At 62.5% G+C, this 22,663-nt stretch carries 17 protein-coding genes and 1 tRNA gene; 9 read left to right on the top strand and 9 right to left on the bottom strand.

From position 1 onward, the window contains the following. Positions 1-103: 103 nt before the first annotated feature. Positions 104-178: transfer RNA gene (locus LQ231_RS05240), tRNA-Thr, on the top strand. A 193-nt stretch (positions 179-371) separates the two neighbouring features. On the opposite strand, the gene LQ231_RS05235 is transcribed toward LQ231_RS05240, so the two are convergent. After that, positions 372-557 (bottom strand): hypothetical protein, encoded by a 186-nt coding sequence (locus LQ231_RS05235; protein ID WP_230170556.1) that lies wholly within the window; start codon positions 555-557, stop codon positions 372-374. Here LQ231_RS05235 and LQ231_RS05230 point away from each other — a divergent pair. The 3 genes from LQ231_RS05230 to LQ231_RS05220 all read left to right on the top strand — a co-directional run bounded on the left by LQ231_RS05230 (position 556) and on the right by LQ231_RS05220 (position 2,460). After that, positions 556-1,236 (top strand): hypothetical protein, encoded by a 681-nt coding sequence (locus tag LQ231_RS05230; RefSeq protein WP_230170555.1) that lies wholly within the window; start codon positions 556-558, stop codon positions 1,234-1,236. The two genes, LQ231_RS05235 and LQ231_RS05230, sit on opposite strands and share 2 nt — an antisense overlap. A gap of 38 nt (positions 1,237-1,274) precedes the next feature. Continuing rightward, a complete protein-coding gene (locus LQ231_RS05225) occupies positions 1,275-2,057 on the top strand; it encodes an Abi-alpha family protein (protein ID WP_230170554.1) in 783 nt (260 codons plus the stop codon). A gap of 235 nt (positions 2,058-2,292) precedes the next feature. Continuing rightward, positions 2,293-2,460, top strand: a complete 168-nt coding sequence (locus tag LQ231_RS05220; protein WP_230170553.1) for a hypothetical protein — start codon at positions 2,293-2,295, stop codon at positions 2,458-2,460. A 69-nt stretch (positions 2,461-2,529) separates the two neighbouring features. Here the strand turns inward: LQ231_RS05220 and LQ231_RS05215 are convergent, their stop codons facing one another. Beyond that, complete coding sequence (locus tag LQ231_RS05215) at positions 2,530-2,676, bottom strand: DUF1127 domain-containing protein (RefSeq protein WP_007604572.1); 147 nt, start codon at positions 2,674-2,676, stop codon at positions 2,530-2,532. A 391-nt stretch (positions 2,677-3,067) separates the two neighbouring features. On the opposite strand from LQ231_RS05215, the gene LQ231_RS05210 reads away from it, so the two are divergent. Next, a complete protein-coding gene (locus LQ231_RS05210; RefSeq protein WP_230170552.1) occupies positions 3,068-3,847 on the top strand; it encodes a fumarylacetoacetate hydrolase family protein in 780 nt (259 codons plus the stop codon). A 68-nt stretch (positions 3,848-3,915) separates the two neighbouring features. Here LQ231_RS05210 and galE read toward each other — a convergent pair whose 3' ends face one another. The 3 genes from galE to mscL all read right to left on the bottom strand — a co-directional run bounded on the left by galE (position 3,916) and on the right by mscL (position 6,861). Further along, positions 3,916-4,950 carry a UDP-glucose 4-epimerase GalE gene (galE, locus tag LQ231_RS05205; RefSeq protein WP_230170551.1) on the bottom strand — a complete coding sequence of 345 codons (1,035 nt, stop codon included), beginning with the start codon at positions 4,948-4,950 and terminating at the stop codon, positions 3,916-3,918. Between the two features lie 175 nt (positions 4,951-5,125). Next, entirely contained in the window at positions 5,126-6,295 is a 1,170-nt protein-coding gene (locus tag LQ231_RS05200; RefSeq protein WP_230170550.1) for a pyridoxal phosphate-dependent aminotransferase, read from the bottom strand. A gap of 140 nt (positions 6,296-6,435) precedes the next feature. Then, positions 6,436-6,861: a large conductance mechanosensitive channel protein MscL gene (gene mscL, locus LQ231_RS05195; protein ID WP_007604551.1), complete on the bottom strand. Its 426-nt coding sequence runs from the start codon at positions 6,859-6,861 to the stop codon at positions 6,436-6,438. 202 nt (positions 6,862-7,063) lie between these two features. Between mscL and LQ231_RS05190 the strand changes: the two genes are divergently transcribed. After that, complete coding sequence (locus LQ231_RS05190) at positions 7,064-10,573, top strand: PAS domain-containing hybrid sensor histidine kinase/response regulator (RefSeq protein WP_230170549.1); 3,510 nt, start codon at positions 7,064-7,066, stop codon at positions 10,571-10,573. A gap of 55 nt (positions 10,574-10,628) precedes the next feature. Here LQ231_RS05190 and LQ231_RS05185 read toward each other — a convergent pair whose 3' ends face one another. After that, positions 10,629-12,119, bottom strand: a complete 1,491-nt coding sequence (locus LQ231_RS05185) for a pyruvate kinase (RefSeq protein WP_230170548.1) — start codon at positions 12,117-12,119, stop codon at positions 10,629-10,631. Between the two features lie 195 nt (positions 12,120-12,314). Between LQ231_RS05185 and LQ231_RS05180 the strand changes: the two genes are divergently transcribed. Then, positions 12,315-13,055: a metallophosphoesterase family protein gene (locus tag LQ231_RS05180; RefSeq protein WP_230170547.1), complete on the top strand. Its 741-nt coding sequence runs from the start codon at positions 12,315-12,317 to the stop codon at positions 13,053-13,055. A 50-nt stretch (positions 13,056-13,105) separates the two neighbouring features. After that, on the top strand, positions 13,106-14,593 hold the full coding sequence (locus tag LQ231_RS05175) for a bifunctional serine/threonine-protein kinase/universal stress protein (RefSeq protein ID WP_230170546.1): 1,488 nt from the start codon (positions 13,106-13,108) through the stop codon (positions 14,591-14,593). A 39-nt stretch (positions 14,594-14,632) separates the two neighbouring features. On the opposite strand, the gene LQ231_RS05170 is transcribed toward LQ231_RS05175, so the two are convergent. Next, positions 14,633-16,360 (bottom strand): GH32 C-terminal domain-containing protein, encoded by a 1,728-nt coding sequence (locus LQ231_RS05170; protein WP_113140239.1) that lies wholly within the window; start codon positions 16,358-16,360, stop codon positions 14,633-14,635. Positions 16,361-16,599: 239 nt separating this feature from the next. Between LQ231_RS05170 and LQ231_RS05165 the strand changes: the two genes are divergently transcribed. Continuing rightward, entirely contained in the window at positions 16,600-17,667 is a 1,068-nt protein-coding gene (locus LQ231_RS05165; protein WP_230170545.1) for a glycerophosphodiester phosphodiesterase family protein, read from the top strand. Positions 17,668-17,733: 66 nt separating this feature from the next. On the opposite strand, the gene LQ231_RS05160 is transcribed toward LQ231_RS05165, so the two are convergent. Further along, the gene (locus tag LQ231_RS05160) at positions 17,734-18,699 is read right to left on the bottom strand and encodes a bile acid:sodium symporter family protein (RefSeq protein WP_230170544.1); all 966 of its coding nucleotides are present in this window, start codon (positions 18,697-18,699) and stop codon (positions 17,734-17,736) included. A 1,596-nt stretch (positions 18,700-20,295) separates the two neighbouring features. Then, positions 20,296-22,512: an FAD-dependent oxidoreductase gene (locus LQ231_RS05155; protein WP_230170543.1), complete on the bottom strand. Its 2,217-nt coding sequence runs from the start codon at positions 22,510-22,512 to the stop codon at positions 20,296-20,298. Between the last annotated feature and the right edge of the window lie 151 nt (positions 22,513-22,663).

The raw sequence follows: 22,663 nt of genomic DNA, 5'->3' as shown, positions 1-22,663 counted from the left end.
ACACAAATCTTCAAGGCCTATTTCGATTTGCGGCTTGCACTCGCCATCAAGCTATGGCAATAGGCCCCTCGTTCCGAGGCGACGACAATCCGCTTCGCCGGATGCTGCTATAGCTCAGGGGTAGAGCACTCCCTTGGTAAGGGAGAGGCCGAGAGTTCAAATCTCTCTAGCAGCACCATTTTTCTCCCGTTGAAAAAATTGAAGCTCTTGCAATGCTAGAGCCCTCCCGCTGCGCTATTCCTGTGGAGGCCGCATGATGGTGCTCTCCCCGGAACTGAAGCTATTGGCTAGCAGGCGGGCAATCACGGCCGACGACTGAGAATACGTGGATAGCGGGCCGTCAGTCCGCGGGCAGTTGGCGTGGCTGGCTTTCAGAAGGCCACGAAGGGGATCTTCGCGAGATCGTCATAAAGGCGATGGAGCGCAACCCGGAAGCTTAAGCGCAAGCCCGCCGCGAAATCGGCGGACTTCGTTTTGTAAGCAAACACCCACAGCGAATTGATGCGCCCCGCTAGTGCATGTATCGTGAATAATCTCCAGGACTCAAGGATCAGCATGAGCGGAAAATTCTGGCGCAATTTGTTCTATAGTATCGCGGTCATTCTGATCGCAGTCTTTATCTATCTATTGCTGAATGAAAGACACGGTCAGTTTTTGGCATTGCTAGCCGCGTTCATTTGCTTGGTCGCTGCCCGGTTTGACGATCTCGCGAAATTCAAGCTCTCTAAGGACGGCCTTGAAGGCGAAATGAGGGAAGTGATCGATGAAGCCCGCGCCACGCTCGCGCAGTTGCACTTACTCGCCGAAGAGCAGTCACGGTTCATGCTATGGTCTATGCAGTCCAATGGCCGATGGGGCGGCATGAAGATAGAGAGCCAGGACCGTATGCGTGCTTCGGTTGTTTCCACTCTGAAAACTCTTGGCGTTACCGAACAAAAAATCGAAGACGTGGTCTCTGTGGAGTATCCTTTTATCGATTTCGACTACGCGAGCTACGTGACGCGGAAGCTGGGTAACGGCCTCAACGAGGACGCGCACAAGGCATGGAATGAGTTCTTTTCATCAGAGAGGCGGAAAGGTATCGGGTTTCAGCCGTCGCCGGATGAGCTGGAGACCTTCCTCGCTTCGTTGGACTTAGTCAGTGATGACGTGAAGCAGCGCCTTGAGGACTATCGCTACTTCAAGAAGGTGCGGAAACATCGCCGTCCTGAAGAGTGGCAAAACAGCCGCTCATGATAATGCCAATGTCTGTTCAATATTAGGGAGAACTGTATATGGCTGAGTCAGCAGACCTTTCGACCGCGATTGCGACAGAGCTTGCCAAGCAAATTCCCATCAAGGACGCCTACAACGATGCGCTCAAACCGGGTGCAAAGCAGGTCGGCATGTTGGTTGAAGACCTCACTAAGGTCATCCTGCTTGGCCTCGCGCCAGTCCAATTCGTCGCAGCGCTTCAAGACCGTTACCGCGTGTTTCTGGACACATCGGTTCGCCGCGTGCCCGAAGTTGACCGTGTTATACCCGCGCAGCAGATTCTCGGCCCCGTCCTTGAGGGCATCAAGTATGAACCAGAGGACAGCCCAATATCCGAAATGTTCTCGCAGCTTCTTAGCTCAAGCATGGACAAGAGCCGCGTGCAAAACGCGCACCCTGCTTTCTCGCAAATCGTCCGGCAGCTATCGCAAGATGAGGCGACACTTCTCAATTCGATGTGGCAACTGTTGAAAGAAGAATCTCGATCTTATCGCCAACAGTTCACTCAAGCCTTTGACGGCAAGACAGCAACGTTCAGCAACGCCGAAATGGAACTCGATGAAGTGCCACGGCACATTCTTGTCTTCCCAGAGAATGTCGAATTTTACGGACAGCACCTGCACGCACTCGGCATCACGGCATTTTTCGATAGCGCCAAGCAAGAACCTCTATGGGACGACGGCACTACTGGGAACGACGTAATCGACTACGGCAGAGCACAGACAGGCGTCCGTGTTTTCAAAGAGCTACGATTCACTGATGTGGGACGCAAATTCATGGCCGCAGTGAGCCCGCCGACGTGATCGTAACCACAACAAATTTCAGTCCGTCAAAATTCTACGAAGTCGCTCATAACTAATTAATTTCATTTATCTAACGTCGATTTCAAATCTCTCTAAAAGTACATTTCTTAAAATTCCCCAAGTTCTGTCGAGTGAACCGGCTCACCATACCGGAAAACTCTTCCTTATCTTGCCTCTGGCGATGCTCTCCCCACCCGCCCGAGGAACTTTGCGCCACCCACTCCGTTTTCTCCCGATGAAAAGCACCGATCAAAACGCCAAAGCCGGAATGGTGACCTTTGTCGTCGTCCTCTCCGTCATAGCGGCCGTCCTTGTTTCGGCCTATCTCCTGCTGCGCCCGCCGGGCGAGGTCAGCAACGGGCCTGCGTCGCCGCATGCGATCGACCAATCCCCCAGCCAGTGAGGTCCAAACGCAAAAACGCCCGCGTCATCAGCGGGCGTCGTGCAGGCAGGCATAGGCTGTTGTGGCGGCTTAGCGGGCGAATGCGCCGCGGGCAACGCGTTCGATGTCGGCGCGGCTGATGCCGACGTCGCTGAGTTCGCGGGCGCTCATGCGGCCGAGTTCTGCGACGGTCTTGCGGTACTTGCGCCAGTTGTTGAAAGAGCGTGCTACGTTCATGATAATCCCCTTTCCGGAGGCTGTATTGACGTCAGCAACCTCTTTTCCGGTCCCGGCGTCGTTTCGATGATGTGCATATAAGCGCTTGCTGCGACTTACGAAATACACAAGCTTTCACGGCACCTATGCATTTTACGCATTGCTGAAGCTTGAGCTATTCATCTGCTGTTAACCGTCGTCATCGCGGCCCGGACGGCGTGTCCGGCTGCCGGCGTCTGGTGCGGCGGCGCGGCGTGTTCAGGCGCATCCGCCATCGGCGGATCGCGGCCGGGGGCGCTTGTCACGGCCTGCCCGCGAGGTGACTTCACGGTTCACGGCCTGTAAGAGATGTGCGGCGCCGTCCGTGACAGCGGGCCGCAGCCGACACCTTTCCTCTCGCGCAGGATCAGCCATGACCAACCCGTCTTCAGTCCCCTTCGACCCGCAGCATCTGGCGGCCCAGTTCAGCGCAGCCCAGATCAACGAAGCGACGGCGCGCATTCCGGCCGCCGAACTCGGCGTGCCTTCCAGCGTCGCCGAGGCCATGGCCGTGCAGGAGATCACCTCGTCGGCGCTGCCTTCCGAGCCGCTCGGCTACAAGGTGGCGCGCTCGCCCGACGGTATTCCGGTTGTCGGCCGCCTGTGGCCGCTGGCGCTTGATGGCGACCAGACAGTCGCCGAATTTCCCTGGCGCGCGGGCGTGAAGATCGAGGTGGAAATCGCGGTGACGCTGGCCTCCGCCCTGCCGCCGCGCGCCGAAGGCTATAGCATTGACGAGATCCGGGCTGCGATCGGGGGCGTGCATCTCGGCGTCGAGATCCTCGACAGCCGCATCGCCGAAGGCGGCAAGGCGCCCTATCTGCTGTTTCTCGCCGACCGGCTGGGCAATGGCGGCTATGCGCTCGGGCCGAGCGTGCCGGAGAGCCTGCTTGATCTCAATGGCGAAAAGCAGCTGCTCGTGCGCCTTGGCGAGACGACGATCTACGCGGCCGAAGCCCGCCATCCGACCGGCAATGTGATGGACTGGCTGAGCGGCTGGGCATCGAACAGCGACCGGCCGGCCGGCTCGCTTTCGGCCGGCGAGATCATCACCACCGGCAGCCTGTGCGGCGCGCCCGAAGCGGCAGAACCCGGCCTGCTGACGGTCGAGCTCGAGGGTGGATATACGATGGCCGTTCGCCTGACGGCGTAATCAGGAACAGCGGCACCGGACAGCGATGTCGCGTCGCGGTCCCTGCGGGGCCTGCAAGGCCGGGCGGATCAGAAGCCGCCGGCCACCAGGCGGCGGCGCAGGCCGTCGATGTCGGGGGCGACGAGGTCGTCGAGGCGGCGTTCCCAGGCGAGCGCGGTTTCGACGATGACCTCCAGATCGTCATGGCGCGGAACCCAGCCGAGCCGGTCTCTGGCGAGCGTCGCATCGGCCACGACCAGCGGCGCATCGCCCGGCCGGCGCGGGCCGTATTCGACGGCGATCGGCTGGCCACTGACCTCTTGCACCGCGCGCAGGATATCGAGCACGGAATAACCCCGGCCATAGCCGCAATTGGCAATCAGCGGCTCGCCGCCATCGCGCAGATAGGCAAGCGCCCGCAGATGCGCGTCGACCAGATCGTTGATATGGATGAAGTCGCGCACGCCGGTGCCGTCGGGCGTCGGATAGTCGGTGCCGAAGACCGAGACCGACTTGCGCTTGCCAAGCGCCGCCTCGCAGGCAACCTTCAGCAGATGGGTGGCGCCGGCTGCCGAATTGCCCGCCCGGCCCTTCACATCGGCGCCTGCGACGTTGAAATACCGCAGCGCGACATAACGCAGGTCATGGGCGCGCGCCGTGTCGCGCAGCATCAATTCGCTCATCAGCTTCGACTGGCCATAGGGCGAGCCCGGACGCAAGGCGGCGTCTTCCCGGATCGGCAGCGGCTGATCCGGCTGGCCATAGACGGCAGCCGTGGACGAGAAGATCACCTTGTCGATACCCGCCTTGACGGCCGCGCTCAGCAGCCTGTGGGTATTGCCGGTGTTGTTTTCGTAATAGCCGAGCGGATCGGACACTGATTCCGGCACGACGATCGAGCCGGCGAAATGGATGATCGCCTCGATCCGGTTTTCGGCAAAGACCTGCTTGAGCACGCCCGGTTCGCCGATGTCACCGAGATAGAAACGCGCCTGCGGCGCCACAGCCCAGCGGAACCCCGTCGACAGCCGGTCGACGACGACGACCTCCTCGCCGGCATCCAGCAGTGCCCAGACCATATGGCTGCCGATATAACCGGCGCCACCGGTGACCAAGATCGCCATGATTGTCTTCCCGAGTGTTCTTCTTGGGCAGAGCTAATCACGGCGACATTGTCGAATGTTTATCCGCGCTGTCTAAGCCGCTGATTTTGCCGGTTTAAATGGCAACATGCTTAAATGTTTCCCGGTAAAATCGTTCAAATTTTACCGATATTGCCGAGAGCGCGGATCGCTGCGCTCAAAGCGCCAGGATATAGCGGCTCAGGCGGTCGGCGGCTTCCTCGATCTGTCTGGCATTGCGCAGGAAGCAGGCGCGCAGGAAGGCCTCGCCGCCGGCACCGAAGGCGGTGCCCGGCGCCAGGCCGACACCGGTCTGGTCGACGATGTCGAAGGCTGCCTTTCGGCTGTCGGTGATGCCGTCGATCTTGAGAAAAGCGTAGAGCGCGCCCTCGGGCTTCAGCGTCTCGACCCGGTTGGTGGCAATCAGCCGATCGCAGAGAATGTCGCGCGCCTGGGTGGCGCGGGCGATGTTTTCGGCAACAAATCCGTCGCCCTGGTCGAGTGCGGCGATCGCACCGCGCTGCATGAACGCGGCTACGCCCGAGGTCGAATACTGGATCAGGTTTTCCAGCACATGGCCGATTTCCGGCGGCGCAACGATCCAGCCGACGCGCCAGCCGGTCATCGACCAGTTCTTCGAAAAGGAATTGGCAAACAGAACCCGGTCGCCCTCTTCCATCACGTCGAGGAAGGACGGCGCCCGCGCGCCTTCGCCGTAATAATAGAGCGCATAGATCTCGTCGGCGAGGATCCAGATGCCGTGGCGGCGGGCGACTTCGAGAACCTTTTTCAGGTCTTCCTTCGTCGCCGTCCAGCCGGTCGGGTTCGACGGCGTATTGATGAACAGCGCCTTGGTCTTCGGCGTGATCATCGCCTCGAGCCTGTCGAAATCGAGCGACCAGCGGCCGTCGGCAAAGGTCAGCGGCAGGCCGACGGCCTTGGTCCCGGCGATTTCGATCGCCGAGACGATGTTCGGCCAGGTCGGCGACAGATAGACCATCTCGTCGCCCGGCGAGGTCAGTGCCTGGACGCAGAGCACGATCGCCTGCATGCCGGAACCCGTCGCATAGAAATGATCGGCCGGCAGGTCGACGGCGAAATGGCGGCTGTAATAGTTGGCCAGCGCCTGGCGCAGTTCCGGCACGCCGCGCTGCCAGGTGTAGAAGGTCTCGCCGCCAAGCAGCGCATCGCTGGCCGCCTTGCTGATAAAGTCCGGCGTCGGCAGATCGCCCTCGCCGACCCAGAGCGGCAGAAGGTTGTCGCGGGTGCGGGCATGGTTGACCAGTTCGACAATGCCGCTCTCCGGGGCGGCAAGTGCACGGGCGCTAAGGTCATTCAAAAACGGCATGAATCGGCGTCTCCAGGGATCAGTGGACCTGATCTAGCCGATCGGCGGGCAAAAATCCCATGACAATGATTGAGCAAGGGATCGATTCAGGTGATGGATCGCCGTGCCCTCTTGCAGAATTGGCCACGGCGCAAACGGCATCAGGGCTTCTTCAGGAGGTCGCGGATCTCGGTGAGCAGCTGGATGTCGGCCGGCGGCGGCGCGTCTTCGGCCGCCTGCTTTTCCTGCTTCTCCAGCGACTTGCGCAGCGTGTTCACGCCCTTGACCATCAGGAAGATGATCCAGGCGAGAATGACGAAATTGATCACCACGGTGATGAAATTGCCGTAGGCGAAAACGGCCCCCTGCTCGCGGGCTGCGGCCAGCGACGTCGCCGTGACCTTGTCGCTCAGCGCCAGGAAATAGTTGGAGAAGTCGAAGCCACCGAAAACCACACCGACGACCGGCATGACGATGTCCTGGACCAGCGAGTTGACGATCAGGCCGAAGGCACCGCCGATGATCACACCGACGGCGAGGTCCATCACATTGCCCCGGGCAATGAATGTCTTGAATTCGTTCAGCATACCGCTCTCCTTTTGTGCTGCGCTGAGCCAACCGCCGGCGCGCGGCGATCCCTTCGCAATGGTTAAAGAAAGATTTTCCATTCGGGAATGGTAAATTTCGATTTGGTCAATCTGATCTTCGACTTAAGGCCAAGTTGAAGGCGATTTCAAAAACGATCGACTTCCCCTAGAGTTCCAGGCGGGTGCCGTTCAGGAGGAAAAAGTGCTCCCAGGCTGGATTATCGTAGCTTCGGCTCTCGGCTATCTGCTGTTTCTGTTCGCCGTGGCCAGCTACGGCGACCGCAGATCGCGTGTCAGCGGCGTGCCTGCAGGCGGCAGGCCAGCCGTCTATGCGCTGAGCCTTGCGGTCTATTGCACGTCCTGGACCTATTTCGGCGGCGTCGGTCTTGCGGCCGAGCGCGGGCTGGAATTCATGGGCATCTATATCGGCCCGATCCTGATGTATACGCTCGGCATGCCGGTGCTCAGGCGCATCGTCGAACTCGCCAAGACCGAAAAGATCACCTCCGGCGCCGACTTCGTCGCGGCCCGCTACGGCAAGAACCCGATCGTCGGCATGCTGGTGACGGTGATCTACCTGGTCGGCATCATCCCCTATATCGCCCTGCAGCTGAAAGCGGTCTCCAGTTCGGTCGCCACCGTCATGGATCCCAGCGCCTACGGCATCGGCACCGGCAATCTCTATTTCATCGACCTGCCGCTGATCGTCGCCTTCATGCTGGCCTGTTTCGCGGTGGTCTTCGGCACGCGCCACACCGATGCGACCGAACACCAGGACGGGCTGATCCTGGCGATCGCGATGGAATCGGTGGTCAAGCTGGTCGCCTTCTGGACGCTCGGCATCTTCGTGCTGTTCTTCATCTTCGACGGGCCGGCCGATCTCTGGCACAAGGCGCAAAACAGCGAAGCCGTCATGGCCGCCCTCTCCTACCAGACGCCGCCGGCGCGCTGGATCCTGCTGATCGCGCTGTCGGCCTTTGCCATCATCATGCTGCCGCGCCAGTTCCATGTGACCGTGGTGGAAAACCGCACGCCGCGCGAACTCAGGCTCGCCGGCATTCTGATGCCGATCTATCTGATCGCCATCAACATCTTCGTGCTGCCGGCGGCCATCGGCGGCATCATGACCTTCGGCGGCACCGGCGATGCCGATCTCTATGTGCTGTCGCTGCCCCTGAATGCCGGCGCAAGCCTCGTCTCGCTGCTGACCTTCATTGGCGGCTTTTCCGCAGCAACCGCCATGGTCATAGTTGCCTCGGTAGCGCTGGCCATCATGATCTCGAACGACATGGTGCTGCCGATCTTCCTGCGCCAGAAGCTGCTCGAGCGGCCAAGCCAGCGGGCGGACTTTGCCAAGACGCTCCTGCATATCCGCCGCACGGCGATCTTCGGCGTGATGCTGCTCGGTTATGTCTATTATCGCTCGGCCGACAATACGACCGGCCTTGCCTCGATCGGGCTTCTCTCGTTCACCGCGATCGCGCAGATCGCACCGGCGATGTTCGGCGGGCTGATCTGGCGGCGGGCCAATGCGCGCGGCGCGATCGCCGGCCTCGCCTCCGGCTTTTTCGTCTGGGCCTATCTTCTGTTCCTGCCCAGCCTTGGCGCCATCGACCATTCCTGGATCGCATCGGCCGTGCTCGGTTTCCTGCTGCCCGGCCTGCAGATGTTCGAGCCGGCCTTTGCCGATTCGATGGTCAATGCCACGCTGTTCAGCCTCGCGGTCAATACGGCGGCCTTCATCATCGGCTCGCTCAGCCGCAATCCGCGGCCGGTGGAACGCATCCAGTCCGATATCTTCGTCAAGCGTCATGCGCGCTCGCATTTTGCCACGCGCGGCTGGAAAACCAGCGTCGCAGTCGGCGACCTGAAGGCGGCGATTGCGCGTTATCTCGGCAATGAGCGCATGGAGCGCTCGTTTCGCACCTATGAACAAACGGCCGGCCGCAAGCTGGCAGATGACAGCCCGGCCGACATGGCCTTCATCCATTTCTCCGAACAACTGCTCGGCAGCGCCATCGGCTCGTCCTCGGCCCGACTCGTCCTGTCGCTGATCCTGCAGAAGGCAGAGGACACGTCAGCCGACACGGTCTGGCTGCTCGACCAGGCGTCGGAAGCGCTGCAATACAATCAGGACATGCTGCAGACGGCGCTGTCGCAGATGGAGCAGGGCATCGCCGTCTTCGATGCCTCCGACCGCCTGACGATCTGGAACCGGCGCTTCCGCAGCCTGCTCGACCTGCCCGAACATGTCGGCCAGGTCGGCTTTCCGCTCACCGACATCATCGCGATCCTGGCGCAGCGTGGCGACGTGGCACCAACCGGGCAGGCGGCCGTGGTGCAAAACTTCCACCAGTTCGACAATCCCTTCCGCGTCATCCTGTCCGGCGGCGAACGTATCCTCGAAGTGCGCTGCAATCTGATGCCGGACAAGGGCATCGTTGCGACCTTCACCGATATCACCGCGCAGGTCGAAGCCGACCGGGCGCTGAAACAGGCTAACGAAACGCTGGAACAGCGCGTCAGCGAACGCACCGCCGAACTGACGCGGGTCAATCACGCGCTGGCCGAAGCACGGGCTGCGGCTGACGACGCCAATATCGGCAAGACGCGCTTCTTTGCCGCTGCCGGTCATGACATTCTCCAGCCGCTCAATGCGGCCCGGCTTTATTCCTCATCGCTGGTCGAGCGCCTCGGCGCGTCCGACAACAGCGCGCTGGTGCGCAATATCGATTCCGCGCTGGAATCGGTCGAAAGCATCCTCGGCGCCGTTCTCGACATCTCGCGTCTGGACACCGGCGCGATGAAGCCGCGTTTCTCCACCGTGGCGCTGAACGGCCTGCTGGAGCGCATCGAAACCGATTTCGCCCCGATGGCGCGGGAAAAGAACCTGAAACTGGTGGTCAGGCCGACCAAGCTTGCGGTTCGTTCCGATCCCACGCTGCTGCGCCGTCTGGTGCAGAACCTCGTCTCCAATGCGATCAAGTATACACCGGCCGGCCGCGTCGTGGTCGCCGCGCGGCTGCAGGGCGACAAGGTCGTGATCCAGGTCACCGACAGCGGCATCGGCATCCCGGCGTCGAAATTCCGCACCGTGTTCAAGGAGTTCGCCCGACTGGAGGAGGGCATGCGCACAGCGTCCGGTCTGGGTCTCGGCCTGTCGATCGTCGATCGCATCGCCCGCGTGCTGCATCATCCGGTGGAACTGACCTCCAAGCCCGGCCGGGGTACGACCTTCCGCGTCGTCATGCCGCTCGAAATCGCCAAGCCGGTGAGCGCCAGCGTCGTGCCGCTTTCGGCTGCCGAGAGATCGAACCTGACCCTTCAGGGTTTCCGCGTCCTGTGCATCGACAATGAACCGAAGATCCTCGAAGGCATGGCGCTATTGGTTTCCGGCTGGGGCTGCAGCGTGCAATGCGCCGGTTCCATCCAGGAAATGGACACCCTGATCTCCAGCCAAACAATTCCGCCGGATCTGGTCATTGCCGACTATCATCTCGGTGATGGCAGCGGCATTGGCGCGATCCTCAGGCTCAGGGCACTCTACCAGATGGAATTGCCGGCACTGCTGATCACCGCCGACCGCACGGCGGAAGTCCGCGCCGAAGCCGAGCGCCATTCGATCACCCTGCAGCACAAGCCCGTCAAGCCGGCGGCGCTGCGCGCCTTCATCACCCAGGTCTATTCGCAAAAGCGGGCGGCGGCAGAATAAGCTACACCTTGCTCGACGGTAGAGCCCCACGGCTTTCGCTCATCGATCCCAGGCATCACTGCCAGGACGACAGCGCCCTCAGCGTCGGCGTTTTCTTGAACACATGGCCGTCCATCCGCGCCAGCAGCCGGTCGAGCAGACTGACGGCTTCGACGACTGCCGGACCCTTGTTCAGCATCACGCATTCGGCCCTGGCGGCCATGGCCGCATCGGTCATTTCACCGCGGGTCGGTATGCCCTGCTTAACCATGTCTTCCAGCACCTGCGTCGCCCAGATGCACGGCACCGAGGCCGCCTCGCAGATCCACAGGATCTCCTCCTGCATCTCGGCCAGCCGTTCAAAGCCGATCTCGGCCGCCAGATCGCCGCGCGCGATCATCACGCCGAAGGGCCCACGCTTTCGGGCACGAACGATCAGCGCCGGCAGATTGCTGACCGCCTGCGGCTGCTCGATCTTGGCAATCAACCCGAGCGTGCGGCCAGTCTGGCCATGCTGTTCCAGCACGCTGTCGAGAAGATCGATATCCTCCGGCTCGCTGACGAAGGAGTAGCCGATGATATCGGCAAGCACGATCACCGTGGCCAGATCCGTCTCGTCCTTGGTGGTCAGCGGCGAAAGCCCGAGCGACGTATCGGGCAGGTTGATGCCCTTTTCCGGCTTCAGCTTGGTGCCGCCGGCCTTTGTCTTGCGCACGAGCACCACCGCCTCGCCGTCGGACAGGCTTTCGACCACCGCTTCCAGTTTTCCGTCGTCGTAGCGAAGCCTGTCGCCGATGCGCAGCCGCGTGACGATCTGCGGCAGGGAGACACCCGCGGAAAAACGGGCGGTTTCGCAAACCCGCGGCTTGCCTTGCGCCACCAGTCGCACCCGATCGCCGACCTGCAGGCGCGCCTTCTTTTCCGGCAAAAGCACGTCGGCCGTGCGGATCTTCGGCCCGGCGATATCCATCAGCACCGCGATGTCGCGGCCGACGACCTTGGCGGCCGCCCTGACGAAGCCGGCCATGCGCGTCCAGGCCTTGACGTCATCATGGGCGCAATTGATCCGCGCGACATCCATGCCGGCGCGGGCGAGATCGAGGATCAGGTCCGGCCCATCGGCCGCCTCGCTCGGCAGGGTGACCATGATGCGTGTGCGACGGCTGTCCGGTTCCGGCCCCATCAGGGCTTGCGCTGCGTCCGCGAGACGCAGTTCGCCGGCAAAATACTCCGTTTCCGTCGGCGGATCGACCGGTGTGTCGCGGCCGGCAAGGGCGGCAAGCGCTGCGATCACCGCATCGAGCGTTGCCAGCACGCGTCCCTCCAGGCGACCGAGCGAGGACAGTCCGAGGGCCATCAGGCGACGCTGCAGCGGCCGGATATCGTGCTGGCGCAGCAACAGATAGTGAACCAGGTTGACGACGGCGGGATCAGTCGCTGTCTCTCCGCCACTCAGCATGGCGACCCGTTCCGGCGCGTCATCGAGGATCTGCGCACGCAATACCGTCAACTCGTCCAGCAGGACGCTGGCGCGCATGGCGGGAGACTGAATGTCCTGGCTGTTCATGATCGTGCCTCGCGACAGGGGTTGTCGCGACCTACGCTACATCGGCAATCCTGACAGCCAGATGACGTGGGTCAATCTCTTCGCCTTCCTCTTCGCCTTCCGGCCAATGGCGTCCGTCCCCGAAGCTATCTATGGTGGCAATCTGCCTCTGGAGAGCAGAGGGGCAAGATCACGGCCGGGAGGGCCATCGACTGCATGAAGATCGCATTGCTGTCCGATATCCATGGCAATCGCCAGGCCTATGAGGCGGTGATCGCCGATGCGCTTTCCCGTGGTGCGGCGCGTTTCGTCATTCTCGGCGATATCGTCGGCTACGGCGGCGACCCGCGGTGGTGCGTCGACCGGACGATCGCGCTTGCGGCGGAAGGTGCCGTGGTCATTCGCGGCAATCACGACCAGGCGATCGTCGATCCCGGCTATTCGATGACCTCGGCCGCCGGCATCGCCATCGACTGGACACGCATGACGCTGGAGCCGCGCCAGCGCGCCTATCTCGCTGGCCTGCCGATGGCGGTCGAGGAAGAGGACCGGTTCTATGTGCATGCCGACGGCTCGGCACCCGGCCGCTTTCGTTATGTCACCGATGCGACGACAGCACTTGCGCATTTCGATGGCTGCACGCCGCGCCTCAGCTTTTGCGGCCATGTGCATCGTCCCTGCCTCTATGGCTGCAGTCAGGGCGGCAAGGTCACGGTGTTCACCCCGACATCCGAGATCGGCATTCCGCTCACTGCGCCGCGGCGCTGGCTTGCAGTCATCGGCTCGGTCGGCCAACCGCGCGACGGCAATCCGGCAGCGGCCTACGGGCTCTATGACACCGATCTCGGCGAACTGTCGTTCCGCAGGACCGCCTATGACATCGACGCGGCAGCCACCGCCATCCGTGCCGCCTCGCTGCCGGAAAGCCTGGCGACCCGGCTTTTCCAGGGACGTTAGGGACAAGGGATAGGGATAGGGATAGGGATAGGGATAGGGATAGGGATAGCATGCCGAAGGGACGTCTGAAGGAAGGCGATATCATCGACGGATTTGCCATCGGCACGCTTGCCCATACCGGCGGCATGGCGAAGCTCTATCACGTCAGCCATGCCGACCACCCCGGCCCATTGCTGATGAAAGTGCCGGAAATGGGCAGCGGCACCGATCCGGCGATGATCGTCGGCTTCGAGATGGAGCAGATGATCCTGCCCCGGATCAGCGGCGCGCATGTGCCGCGCTTCGTCGCCAATGGCGACTTTGCCCGTGTGCCCTATATCGTCTTCGAGCAATTGCCGGGCAAATCGCTCTATCCCGAACTCGACCGCCTGCCCCGGCCGCAGCCGGAGGTAATCGAGGTGGCAACAAAGGTGGCCACAGCGCTTGCCGACCTGCATCGGCAGAAGGTGGTGCATCTCGACATCAAGCCGTCCAACATCCTGTTTCGCGACACCGGCGAAGCGGTGCTGGTCGACTATGGGCTTGCCCGCCATCTCGAGCTTCCCGACCTGATGGACGAGGAATTCCGCCTGCCCTATGGCACGGCGCCCTATATGGCGCCGGAACAGATCCTCGGCGTGCGGAGCGATTTTCGCTCCGATCTGTTTGCCCTCGGGGTGATGATGTATTTCTTCTCCACCGGCCGGCGGCCGTTTGGCGATCCGCAGCGGATGAAGGGCCTGAAGAAACGGCTGTGGTGGGATCCGCCGCCGCCGCGCGAACTCAATCCGATGGTGTCCAAGGCCTTCCAGGAGGTGATCCTGCGCTGCCTGGAAATCGATCCGGCGCGGCGTTACCAGACGGCGGCCCAGCTGGCGCTCGATCTCGGCGACCTATTCCATGTGCGGCTGACGGCGCGGGCGGAAAAGCTTGAGCGCGATCCCTGGAGCGTGCGGCTGAAGCGGCGGATCAATCCGGACCCGATCGAGCTGATCCGACCGCAGGGTGCGGCGGCGATCCTCGCCAGCGCACCGATCGTGCTGGTGGCGATCGATCTCGGCGCGGCGTCGCGGGATCTCGCCGAGGCCTTGCGCGCGACCGTCAGCCAGATCACCCGCGACCGGCCGCATGCCCGCATCGCTTGCCTGAACGTGCTGAAGATCGCCCGTATCGCGCTCGACAGCGATCTCGATGCCGAGGGCAACAACAAACATGTGATGCGGCTGGTGGAGCTGAAACACTGGGCCGCAGCCCTCGGCGCGCCGGACGGCGACATCACCTATCACGTCATCGAGTCCGTCTCGACGGCCCAGGCGATCCTGACCTTTGCCCGCGACAACAATGTCGACCACATCGTCATGGGCGCCCGGCCCAACTCGACCCTGCGCACGCTGATGGGCAGCGTGTCGAGTGAAGTCGCCGGCTCCGCCCCCTGTTCGGTCACCGTGGTCCGGGTGCGCGGCGCGGCCGTAACCGGTTCGCCGCAGGCGGATGAAGCGAGCGACCATGACGGTGTGGAACTCGGCAACGCAGGCCATGACCACGTGGCGGATGCCTGACGGCGACGGTCATTCGTCAGTACCCACTTACAATAGGCGCTACAACCGCAGAGCCCAGACCGTCGCATGGGCGACAACACCCGGCTCTGCCGCCAGCCTGAGCGCCTGCACCGGCTCGAAGCCGGCAATGCGCTTGGTGCCGGCATGACGCCCCCCATCGGCGAAGACCTCCAGCGAACCGTAGTCGACAAAGACGCGGAACTGCTTGGCCTTCACCGCCTTGGCGAGATAACGCGGGCCGGCGAGGCCGCTATTGCTGCCGGCGCCCGCCCCGCCGGTTTCCTGCAGGATTTCCAGCCCTTCGGCATGCTGGGTCACCGCCAGGCGCATATCCGGATGGTCAAGTTCGAGGTGGAATGCCGCCCCCGGCTCGTTCAGTTCAAAGACGATCTCGGCGGCTCCATGCGGCAATGCCACCGTCTGGCCGGCGGCGAGCCTCGTGCGGTCAAGCATGCGCGAGCGCAGGCTCTCAGTTGCCCCGATCGGCGGCGTCAGGAGTTCGCCACCCTCCAGCAGCAAGGTGCGCGGCAGGCTCATGGCGCTGGGGAAATCGATCGTCGGACCGGTATCGGCCCAGTTGCCGAGCCAGCCGATGCCCACCGGGCTGCCGGCATCGACAAAGGCCTGGAAGGCATAGTTGTCGGTGCCGAAATCCAGTTCGCGGCCGAATTCCTTGGTGAACGTCTGGCCATCGAACCAGCCGACATCGACCATCGACAGGTTGCGACGACCGGTGTCCTTGTCCTCGCCATTCATCAGGCCATAAATCAGCGCCCAGCGGGTAGCCGGATCGCGTGCGTCGCCACCCAGCGGCAGCAGGCAGGGGCATTCGAGCGCCGATGTGGCAAAGCGCGTCTCGGTATAGAGCTTGCCGAGATAGACCCAGCCGCCAGCCGCCGTCTGGTCTTCCGTCTCATACAGCAGAATCACACCGCCGCTGTCGCTCTGGCTGCCGAGCAACATCTTCCAGCGTCCATCCGGGCCACGAAAGACATAGGGATCGCGGAAATCGAAGGTCAGCCCCTCGCCGTCCGGCCGGCGCGGAAGAAGCACTTCGGCAGCACCGGCGCTGAACAGATCGGCCGAGGTCGCCGACATCTGGATCTCCTGCTCGGGCACCCGGTCGGCGATCTTTTCGGTGAAGAAGACGCGGATCCCCGGTCCGTTCGGCAGCGCGATCGCCGAGCCGGAAAAGGCGCCGCCGCGCTTGTCGGGCCGGACGGACAACTCCTCCGACGGAAACAGGAAGACCGGCATATGCCGCCAGCGCAGATAGTCGGACGAGACCGCATGGCCCCAATGCATGTTGTTCCAGATCCGGCCATGCGAATAGTGCTGGTAGAACAGATGCGGCCTGCCGCCGAAACGGCCAAAACCGTTCGGATCGTTCATCCAGCCAAACGGTGGGCGGAAGTGATAACTTTCCGGCAGGTCCGGTGGCTGATTGGCCGGGTTGGTGTGCAAAACCGTGATCCCGGTCTCCAGCACATCGCTTGGCGTGAACCAGTAGGCGACCGACACAGAGGTGACCGCCGGATCGTAGATCAGTTCGATCGAGCCGCCGCCGAAGACGTGATAGATGCGGAAGGAATGTTCCTCGGCATTGACCGCCTGGACCTCGCCGAACTTGCCATTGGCGCTGTGGAAGGAAACCGAGCCGGGCTCGTCCGGCGAGATCGCCTTCAGCCAGAGATGCAATGTCGCGTTGACCGGAAGCTCCGCCTCGATGACGCGATTTTCCACCGCCGTCTCCCCTGATCCTGCCATGTCCATAGTCTCCCAAGTCATATTCCGCCGAGCAAGGCTCTGGCCAGCCGCACGGTTGCGGACCGCGCGCGAGATGGAACAACGACGATGCCCCCCGGCCTGTTCCTTCGGGTTGTTCGGGCTGTTGCGTCAGCTTGTTCCCTTTGCCGCATGTCATCAAGCCTTCATCGCAACGTCATCGCGCTTTCATCCGAAGCCTCTAACGGAAAAGAGCAATTCCGGACCTGGAGCGACTGCCAATGCGTCTTGCCGTTTCGATTCTAGCAGCCTTTGTCGGCCTGTTGCCGCAATCGGCGCTGAATGCTCCCTTCCCCACGGCCACCGCTCCTGCCAGCACTGTTTCCACCGCGGGGTCCGGCCGAAGCGCGCTGATCCACCAGCGTCTGACCGAGGCCAATCAGTGGCGCGACCATATCATGGTCGTCGCGCATCGCGCCGGCTGGAAGGAAGACGGCGTGCCGGTTCGGGCGGAAAACTCGTTTGCGGCGATCGACCATGCCGTCGAGATCGGCGTCGAGATGGTCGAAATGGATGTGCGGCGCAGCCAGGACGGCGTCCTGGTGGTGATGCATGACGCAACGCTGGAGCGCACGACCAGCTGTTCCGGCGCGGTTGAAGACATGCCGCTGCCAACGCTTCGAACCTGTCGGCTGGTCGTCGAAGGTCAGCGACGACTGACGGATGAGAGCGTCTTCACCCTGGAAGACGCTATGCGCCATGCGAGAGGCCGGATCCTGATCAATATCGACAACAAGCTCGAGCCCGAAGCCCTGGTCGAGGTGGCCGAACTGGCGCGACGGCTGGAGATGGCGGATGGCATTCTTCTGAAAATGGCCGTTTGGAACGCCGAGCGGCTGCAGCTTGCCCGCGACATTCGCCGGGCGATCGGCCCCGAGATCGCCTTCATGCCGATCCTGGCCGACGATGCGGTGAAAGAAGCCGACTTCATCGACCGCACCGAAGCCTCGCTGTCGGCGCCGGCGGCCGAACTCATCCATTGGTACCGCGATGCCGCTCAGCCGCTGACCACCGATGGCGGAGCACTTTTGTCGGCGCGGGCGCGGGCAGCGGCGATCCGCAACGACACGCATCTCTGGGTCAATACCTATCCGATCACCGACCGGCCGGAGGGCATGGTCGCCGGCGGACGCGGTGATTATCTGGCGATGGCCAGCGGCCGGCCGGAGGATGTCTACGGCTTTTTCATCGACCGCGGCGTGACGATCATCCAGACGGACGAACCGGCAGCCCTGATCGGCTGGCTCGATGCGCAAGGGCTGCGACGTAGTTACGACCTGACCAATTGAGGTCCGATGTGAATTCTGATGCCGGGCGGATCGACCGCCCGGCACTGCTCTGCATCAGCCGAGCTGTCAGGGCTTTGTGGTAGCCACGCGCGCAGCCTTGTCGTCGGCATCGACCTGGCGGGCAAAATAGCTTGCCAGCAGCGCGCCGGAAATATTGTGCCAGACGCTGAAGATGGCGCTGGGCACGGCGGCCAGCGGCGAGAAATAGGCATTGGCAAGCGCGGCGCCGAGACCGCTGTTCTGCATGCCGACTTCAATGGCGATCGCCTTGCGCTTGGCAAGCGACAGGCCGCAGGCTCTGGCGGCGAAGAAGCCGAGCAGGTAACCCAGACCGTTGTGCAGCACGACGACGGCGAAGATCATCAGGCCGGACTGCACGATGGCGCCCTTGCTGGCGCCAACCACGGCTGCGACGATCAGCACGATGCCCAGCACGCTGACCAGCGGCAATGCAGGAACGGCGGCGCGCACCACGGTCGGTGCCAGCTTCTGCAGGGCGAAGCCCAGCGCCAGCGGCAGGAGCACGACCTTCACGATGCTGATGAACATCGCCATGGCATCGACGGGCAGGAACTGGCTGGCAAACAGCCAGACGAGAAACGGCGTGACAATCGGGGCTGCCAGCGTGGTGACGCTGGTGCAGGCGACCGACAGCGCCACATCGCCCTTGCTCAGATAGGTCATGACATTCGACGAGGTGCCGCCCGGGCAGCAGCCGACCAGGATGACGCCGGCGGCGACTTCCGGCGGCATGGGGATGAGCATGGTCAGCAGCACGGCCAGAAGCGGCATGACGATAAACTGCGCCGCGACGCCGATCGCCACGTCGAACGGCCGCTTGACCACTTCGCGAAAGTCATCAACCGAAATGGTCAATCCCATGCCGAACATGATGATGGCCAGAAGTGTGACGATCCATGGCACGATCTGCTTGAACACGTCCGGGAAAAAGAAGCCGAGCACGGCGAAAAGGATGACCCAGACGGCAAATGTCTTGCCGACAAAACTGGAGAATGTTGCGAGTGATTTCATGATTGTCTCCCGATAAATGCGTGATCGCGGGTTTATGTCGGCATTGCGTTCTGTCAAGTCGGACGGGCCGTCGATCGGTACCCTGCGCGTGAGGAACAGCGCGGCAATTGCGTTTTCCGCATCATTTGTCGCGATTTGCCCGGCAGTGCCCGCTTGGCGCAGGGTTTTCCTGCGCTGCCGCGACGCTTTGTCGGGCATTGCGAGTGAGGTCGTCGCGAAGCGGGGCAAGGCGTGAATGCGGTAGCTGAGCTCGGGACCGCCCGATCTGATTACTTCACCCGGCCTTCGACCCTAAAGAATAGAGTGCCGCCAGTGACGGACATCGAGCCTTGCAATACGGGCGGTGGCCACACCGGTTTCTCGAGCAGACAGGGGCCACAAAGACAGGAGATTGCCGGATCCCGCGCGCGAATGGAGAGCTTGCGCCTGGATCCTCGGGTCACAGTGGAAGACAACGTTTGCCCTTCAAACCGCCCAAAAACCCATTCTCAGGGGGATGACTTTTTCAAATCCCCCAATGTTTTCAATAAAACGCACCTCATTTCATCCCCCTCGTTTTGAGCTATGCCATACTCTCCCCGTTCCGCTTTCGGATACACCGGGGATTGCGAGCCCGGCGAAGCGGAACCGGCGCCGGAGGGCGCGGCTGTCGCTGGCCAGACCCTCCGGGCCGGATGCAACGGTCTCCCTCCGGTGGCGGGATCGTGGATGGTCAAGACCTCGGATGGTTTGAGCCAGCCTCGATCCCAACGGCCATCGGGCGTGCCTCAGGGGCACACAAACAAGGCGCCGGATCCGGTCAAACGGGTTTGGTGACAAAGACGGCGGGAGCTCAGGCGTTAATGCCAAGGCTCCCCGGGCGAGGGTCAGGTCGGGATGTGCGCACATCCGCCGAGAACCTGAAACCTCCCGGGCACCCGGCCAGGACGTCTCGATGAGACGTTTTGAACCCGCGCCCGGTTGACGACGAGACGCCAAGTTTCGTCGTGCAGAGCCGCCTTGCCAGAGAGACGCATGCAACCGGCAAAAATCGCCGAACGGGGCGCCGGAAGGAGCCATATAAATTATTCAACAGGTTGCTTCTGGCGCCCTGTCCGAGACTGCCACCATCCCCGGAGGAGAAATTCCGACCGGTGGTTTGGCGTGGGGTTTTTGAAGGTTTGAAGGATGCGAATGGAGGATGGTGGTGGGTGGAAAATCCGAAACGTCGGTCTAGCGACAACCTCAACGGCATCTGTCAGTGGCGGTCGTCAGCCGCAGCCGTCAGTGCCAGTTCACCCCCCTCTGTCGGCTCCGCCGACATCTCCCCCTCACGGGGGGAGATCACCGAGACCTGGGTGCAAGGGAGAGGATAGTGACCTTGGTGCAAGGGCGACAAAACATGGACAGTCAGAAATACCTCGTCGCACCGGCCTCATTTGCACAAGCTATCCGGTTGGCCGAGCGGCCAGCCCCTTGCCGATCTCCCTCCTTGTGGGGGAGATGCCCGGCAGGGCAGAGGGGGGTATTGCCAGGCCACAGCGGCATCGCCGAGAACAGAGCCAACCGCAAAAAAGGCGGCCGAAGCCGCCTTTTTCGTTCGCCATCGCGATGACCTCAGGCAGCCTTGGCGGCCTCGCCATAGGGATCGAACCGGCCGTAGAAGGTATCGCCCTTGGCGGCCATGTCGACGAGCAGCGGCGTCGGGGCGAAATGCGGGCCGTAATCCTTTGCCAGGCGTTCGCAAAGACTTACGAAAGTCTTGACGCCCATGCCGTCGATATAGGACAGCGCACCACCGGTATAAGGCGCAAAGCCGAAGCCGAGGATCGAGCCGACATCGGCCTCACGCGGATCCGTCACGATGCCTTCCTCGACGGTCCGGGCCGCTTCGAGCGCGATCGTCACCAGGAAGCGCTGCTGCAGTGTCTTGACGTCGACATCTTCCGGCTTCTGCTGCGGATGGAGATCCTTCAGGCCCGGCCAGATATGCTTCTTAGCGGGTTTCGCCGGATAATCGTAGAAGCCCTTGCCGTTCTTGCGGCCGAAGCGCTCTTCCTTTTCGACCATGCGGGCAACCAGCTCCATGTGGCGCGGATCGACGGCCTTGTCGCCGAGATCGGCGACCGTGGCCTTCAGGATCTTGTAGGACAGATCGATCGCCACTTCGTCGTTGAGCGCCAACGGCCCGACCGGCATGCCGGCGAACTTCGCGGCATTCTCGATCATGACCGGCGGCACGCCCTCGATCAGCATGTTGTAGCTTTCCGCCATATAGCGCAACACGCAGCGATTGACGAAGAAGCCGCGGGTGTCGTTGACGACGATCGGGGTCTTCTTGATCGCGGCGACGTAGTCGAGTGCGACCGCGAGCGCCTTGTCGCCGGTGTCCTTGCCGAGGATGACTTCGGTCAGCATCATCTTCTCGACCGGCGAGAAGAAGTGGATGCCGATGAAATCGACCGGACGCTTGGCGTTTTTGGCGAGACCGGTGATCGGCAGGGTCGAGGTGTTGGAGGCGAAGATCGCACCCTCGGGCAGAACGGCCTCGACCTTTTCGATCACGGCCTTCTTCACGTCGCGATCCTCGAAGACGGCCTCGATGACCAGATCGGCATCGGCGAGCGTGCCGTAATCGTCGGACGGCGTGATCAGCGACAGGAGCTTCTCGCCCTCGTCCTTGGTCAGCCGTCCCTTGCCGATGGCGCCGGCAACGAGGCCTTCCGAATGGGTCTTGCCCTTGCCGGCTGCCTCCATGTCGCGGTCGATCAGCACGACGTTGATGCCGGCTGCGGCCGTCACATAGGCGATCGAGGCGCCCATGAAGCCGGCGCCGACGACGCCGACCTTGGCGATCTTCGACTTCGGCTGGCCAGCGGGACGACGGGCGCCCTTGTTCAGTTCCTGCATCGAGACGAACAGCGAGCGGATCATCGAGAAGGCTTCGGTCGTCTGGACGATCTCGGTGAAATAACGCTGCTCGATCCTGAGGCCCGTGTCGAACGGCACCTGCAGGCCCTCATAGACGCTCTTCAGGATGGCCAGCGCTGCCGGATAATTGCCGGCGGTCTCGCGGCGCAGGATGGCAGACGCTGCCGGCCAGAGCTGGGCTGCCGCTGGCGTCCAGATGCCGCCGCCGGGAACCTTGAAGCCCTTTTCGTCCCAAGGGGCGACCGGCTTCAGTCCATCCTTGATCATCTGCTTGGCGGCCGGGATCAACTGGTCCGGCTCGACGACCTGGTGAACCAGACCCATGGCCTTGGCGCGGGCGGCCGTCAGGCTCGACCCTGTGGTCATCATCTGCAAGGCGTCCTGGGTATTGGCGAGACGCGCCACGCGCTGGGTGCCGCCGGCGCCGGGGAAGATGCCGACCTTGACCTCGGGCAGCGCCAGCTTGACCGACTTGGCATTGGACGCGACGCGGCCGTGGCAGGCGAGCGACAGCTCAAACGCGCCACCCATGCAGGTGCCGTTGATCGCCGAGACCCATGGCTTGCCATTGGTCTCGATCTTGCGCCACAGCCAGGTCATGCGGCCGGCGGCGTCAAACAGCTTCTTGACGGCACCGGCCGGGTCCTTCGCCTTTTCCTCTTCGAGCATGGAGAACATGCCCTTGATCATGGTGAGATCGGCACCACCGGAGAAGGACGACTTGCCCGAGGTGAAGACGACGCCCTTGACGTTCGCATCGGCAACGGTCTGGTCGAGGATCTTCTCGATTTCGTCCATCACCTCGACGGTGAAGACATTCATCGACTTGTCGGGCATGTCCCAGGTGACGAGGGCAATGCCGTCGGCATCGGTATCAACGGTGAAGTTCTTGTAGGTGCTCATGATGGGATTCCTCTTCCCTTGAATTTCGTTGGCAGCCGTGAGCCGCCCCTCATCCGCCTGCCGGCACCTTCTCCCCGCAAGCGGGGCGAAGGGACAAGCCGCAACGCTTCCGATCTCCCTCGCCCCGTTTACGGGGAGAGGGTGCGCCGAG

Source organism: Rhizobium sp. CECT 9324, assembly GCF_918741265.1.
In the GTDB taxonomy this organism is placed as follows: Bacteria; Pseudomonadota; Alphaproteobacteria; order Rhizobiales; family Rhizobiaceae; genus Allorhizobium.
The sequence above is the reverse complement of the archived record's forward strand: the minus strand, read 5'-3'. Positions and strand labels throughout refer to the sequence as shown.

Bases quoted from the DNA above. Each gene is read 5' to 3' on its own strand.
- LQ231_RS05225 (WP_230170554.1), top strand. From the start codon at position 1,275: ATGGCTGAGTCAGCAGACCTTTCGACCGCGATTGCGACAGAGCTTGCC.
- LQ231_RS05170 (WP_113140239.1), bottom strand. From the start codon at position 16,360: ATGGCAGGATCAGGGGAGACGGCGGTGGAAAATCGCGTCATCGAGGCG.
- LQ231_RS05210 (WP_230170552.1), top strand. From the start codon at position 3,068: ATGACCAACCCGTCTTCAGTCCCCTTCGACCCGCAGCATCTGGCGGCC.
- LQ231_RS05155 (WP_230170543.1), bottom strand. From the start codon at position 22,512: ATGAGCACCTACAAGAACTTCACCGTTGATACCGATGCCGACGGCATT.
- LQ231_RS05220 (WP_230170553.1), top strand. From the start codon at position 2,293: ATGAAAAGCACCGATCAAAACGCCAAAGCCGGAATGGTGACCTTTGTC.
- LQ231_RS05185 (WP_230170548.1), bottom strand. From the start codon at position 12,119: ATGAACAGCCAGGACATTCAGTCTCCCGCCATGCGCGCCAGCGTCCTG.
- LQ231_RS05230 (WP_230170555.1), top strand. From the start codon at position 556: ATGAGCGGAAAATTCTGGCGCAATTTGTTCTATAGTATCGCGGTCATT.
- LQ231_RS05160 (WP_230170544.1), bottom strand. From the start codon at position 18,699: ATGAAATCACTCGCAACATTCTCCAGTTTTGTCGGCAAGACATTTGCC.
- LQ231_RS05180 (WP_230170547.1), top strand. From the start codon at position 12,315: ATGAAGATCGCATTGCTGTCCGATATCCATGGCAATCGCCAGGCCTAT.
- LQ231_RS05200 (WP_230170550.1), bottom strand. From the start codon at position 6,295: ATGCCGTTTTTGAATGACCTTAGCGCCCGTGCACTTGCCGCCCCGGAG.
- mscL (WP_007604551.1), bottom strand. From the start codon at position 6,861: ATGCTGAACGAATTCAAGACATTCATTGCCCGGGGCAATGTGATGGAC.
- galE (WP_230170551.1), bottom strand. From the start codon at position 4,950: ATGGCGATCTTGGTCACCGGTGGCGCCGGTTATATCGGCAGCCATATG.
- LQ231_RS05215 (WP_007604572.1), bottom strand. From the start codon at position 2,676: ATGAACGTAGCACGCTCTTTCAACAACTGGCGCAAGTACCGCAAGACC.
- LQ231_RS05165 (WP_230170545.1), top strand. From the start codon at position 16,600: ATGCGTCTTGCCGTTTCGATTCTAGCAGCCTTTGTCGGCCTGTTGCCG.
- LQ231_RS05235 (WP_230170556.1), bottom strand. From the start codon at position 557: ATGCTGATCCTTGAGTCCTGGAGATTATTCACGATACATGCACTAGCG.
- LQ231_RS05175 (WP_230170546.1), top strand. From the start codon at position 13,106: ATGCCGAAGGGACGTCTGAAGGAAGGCGATATCATCGACGGATTTGCC.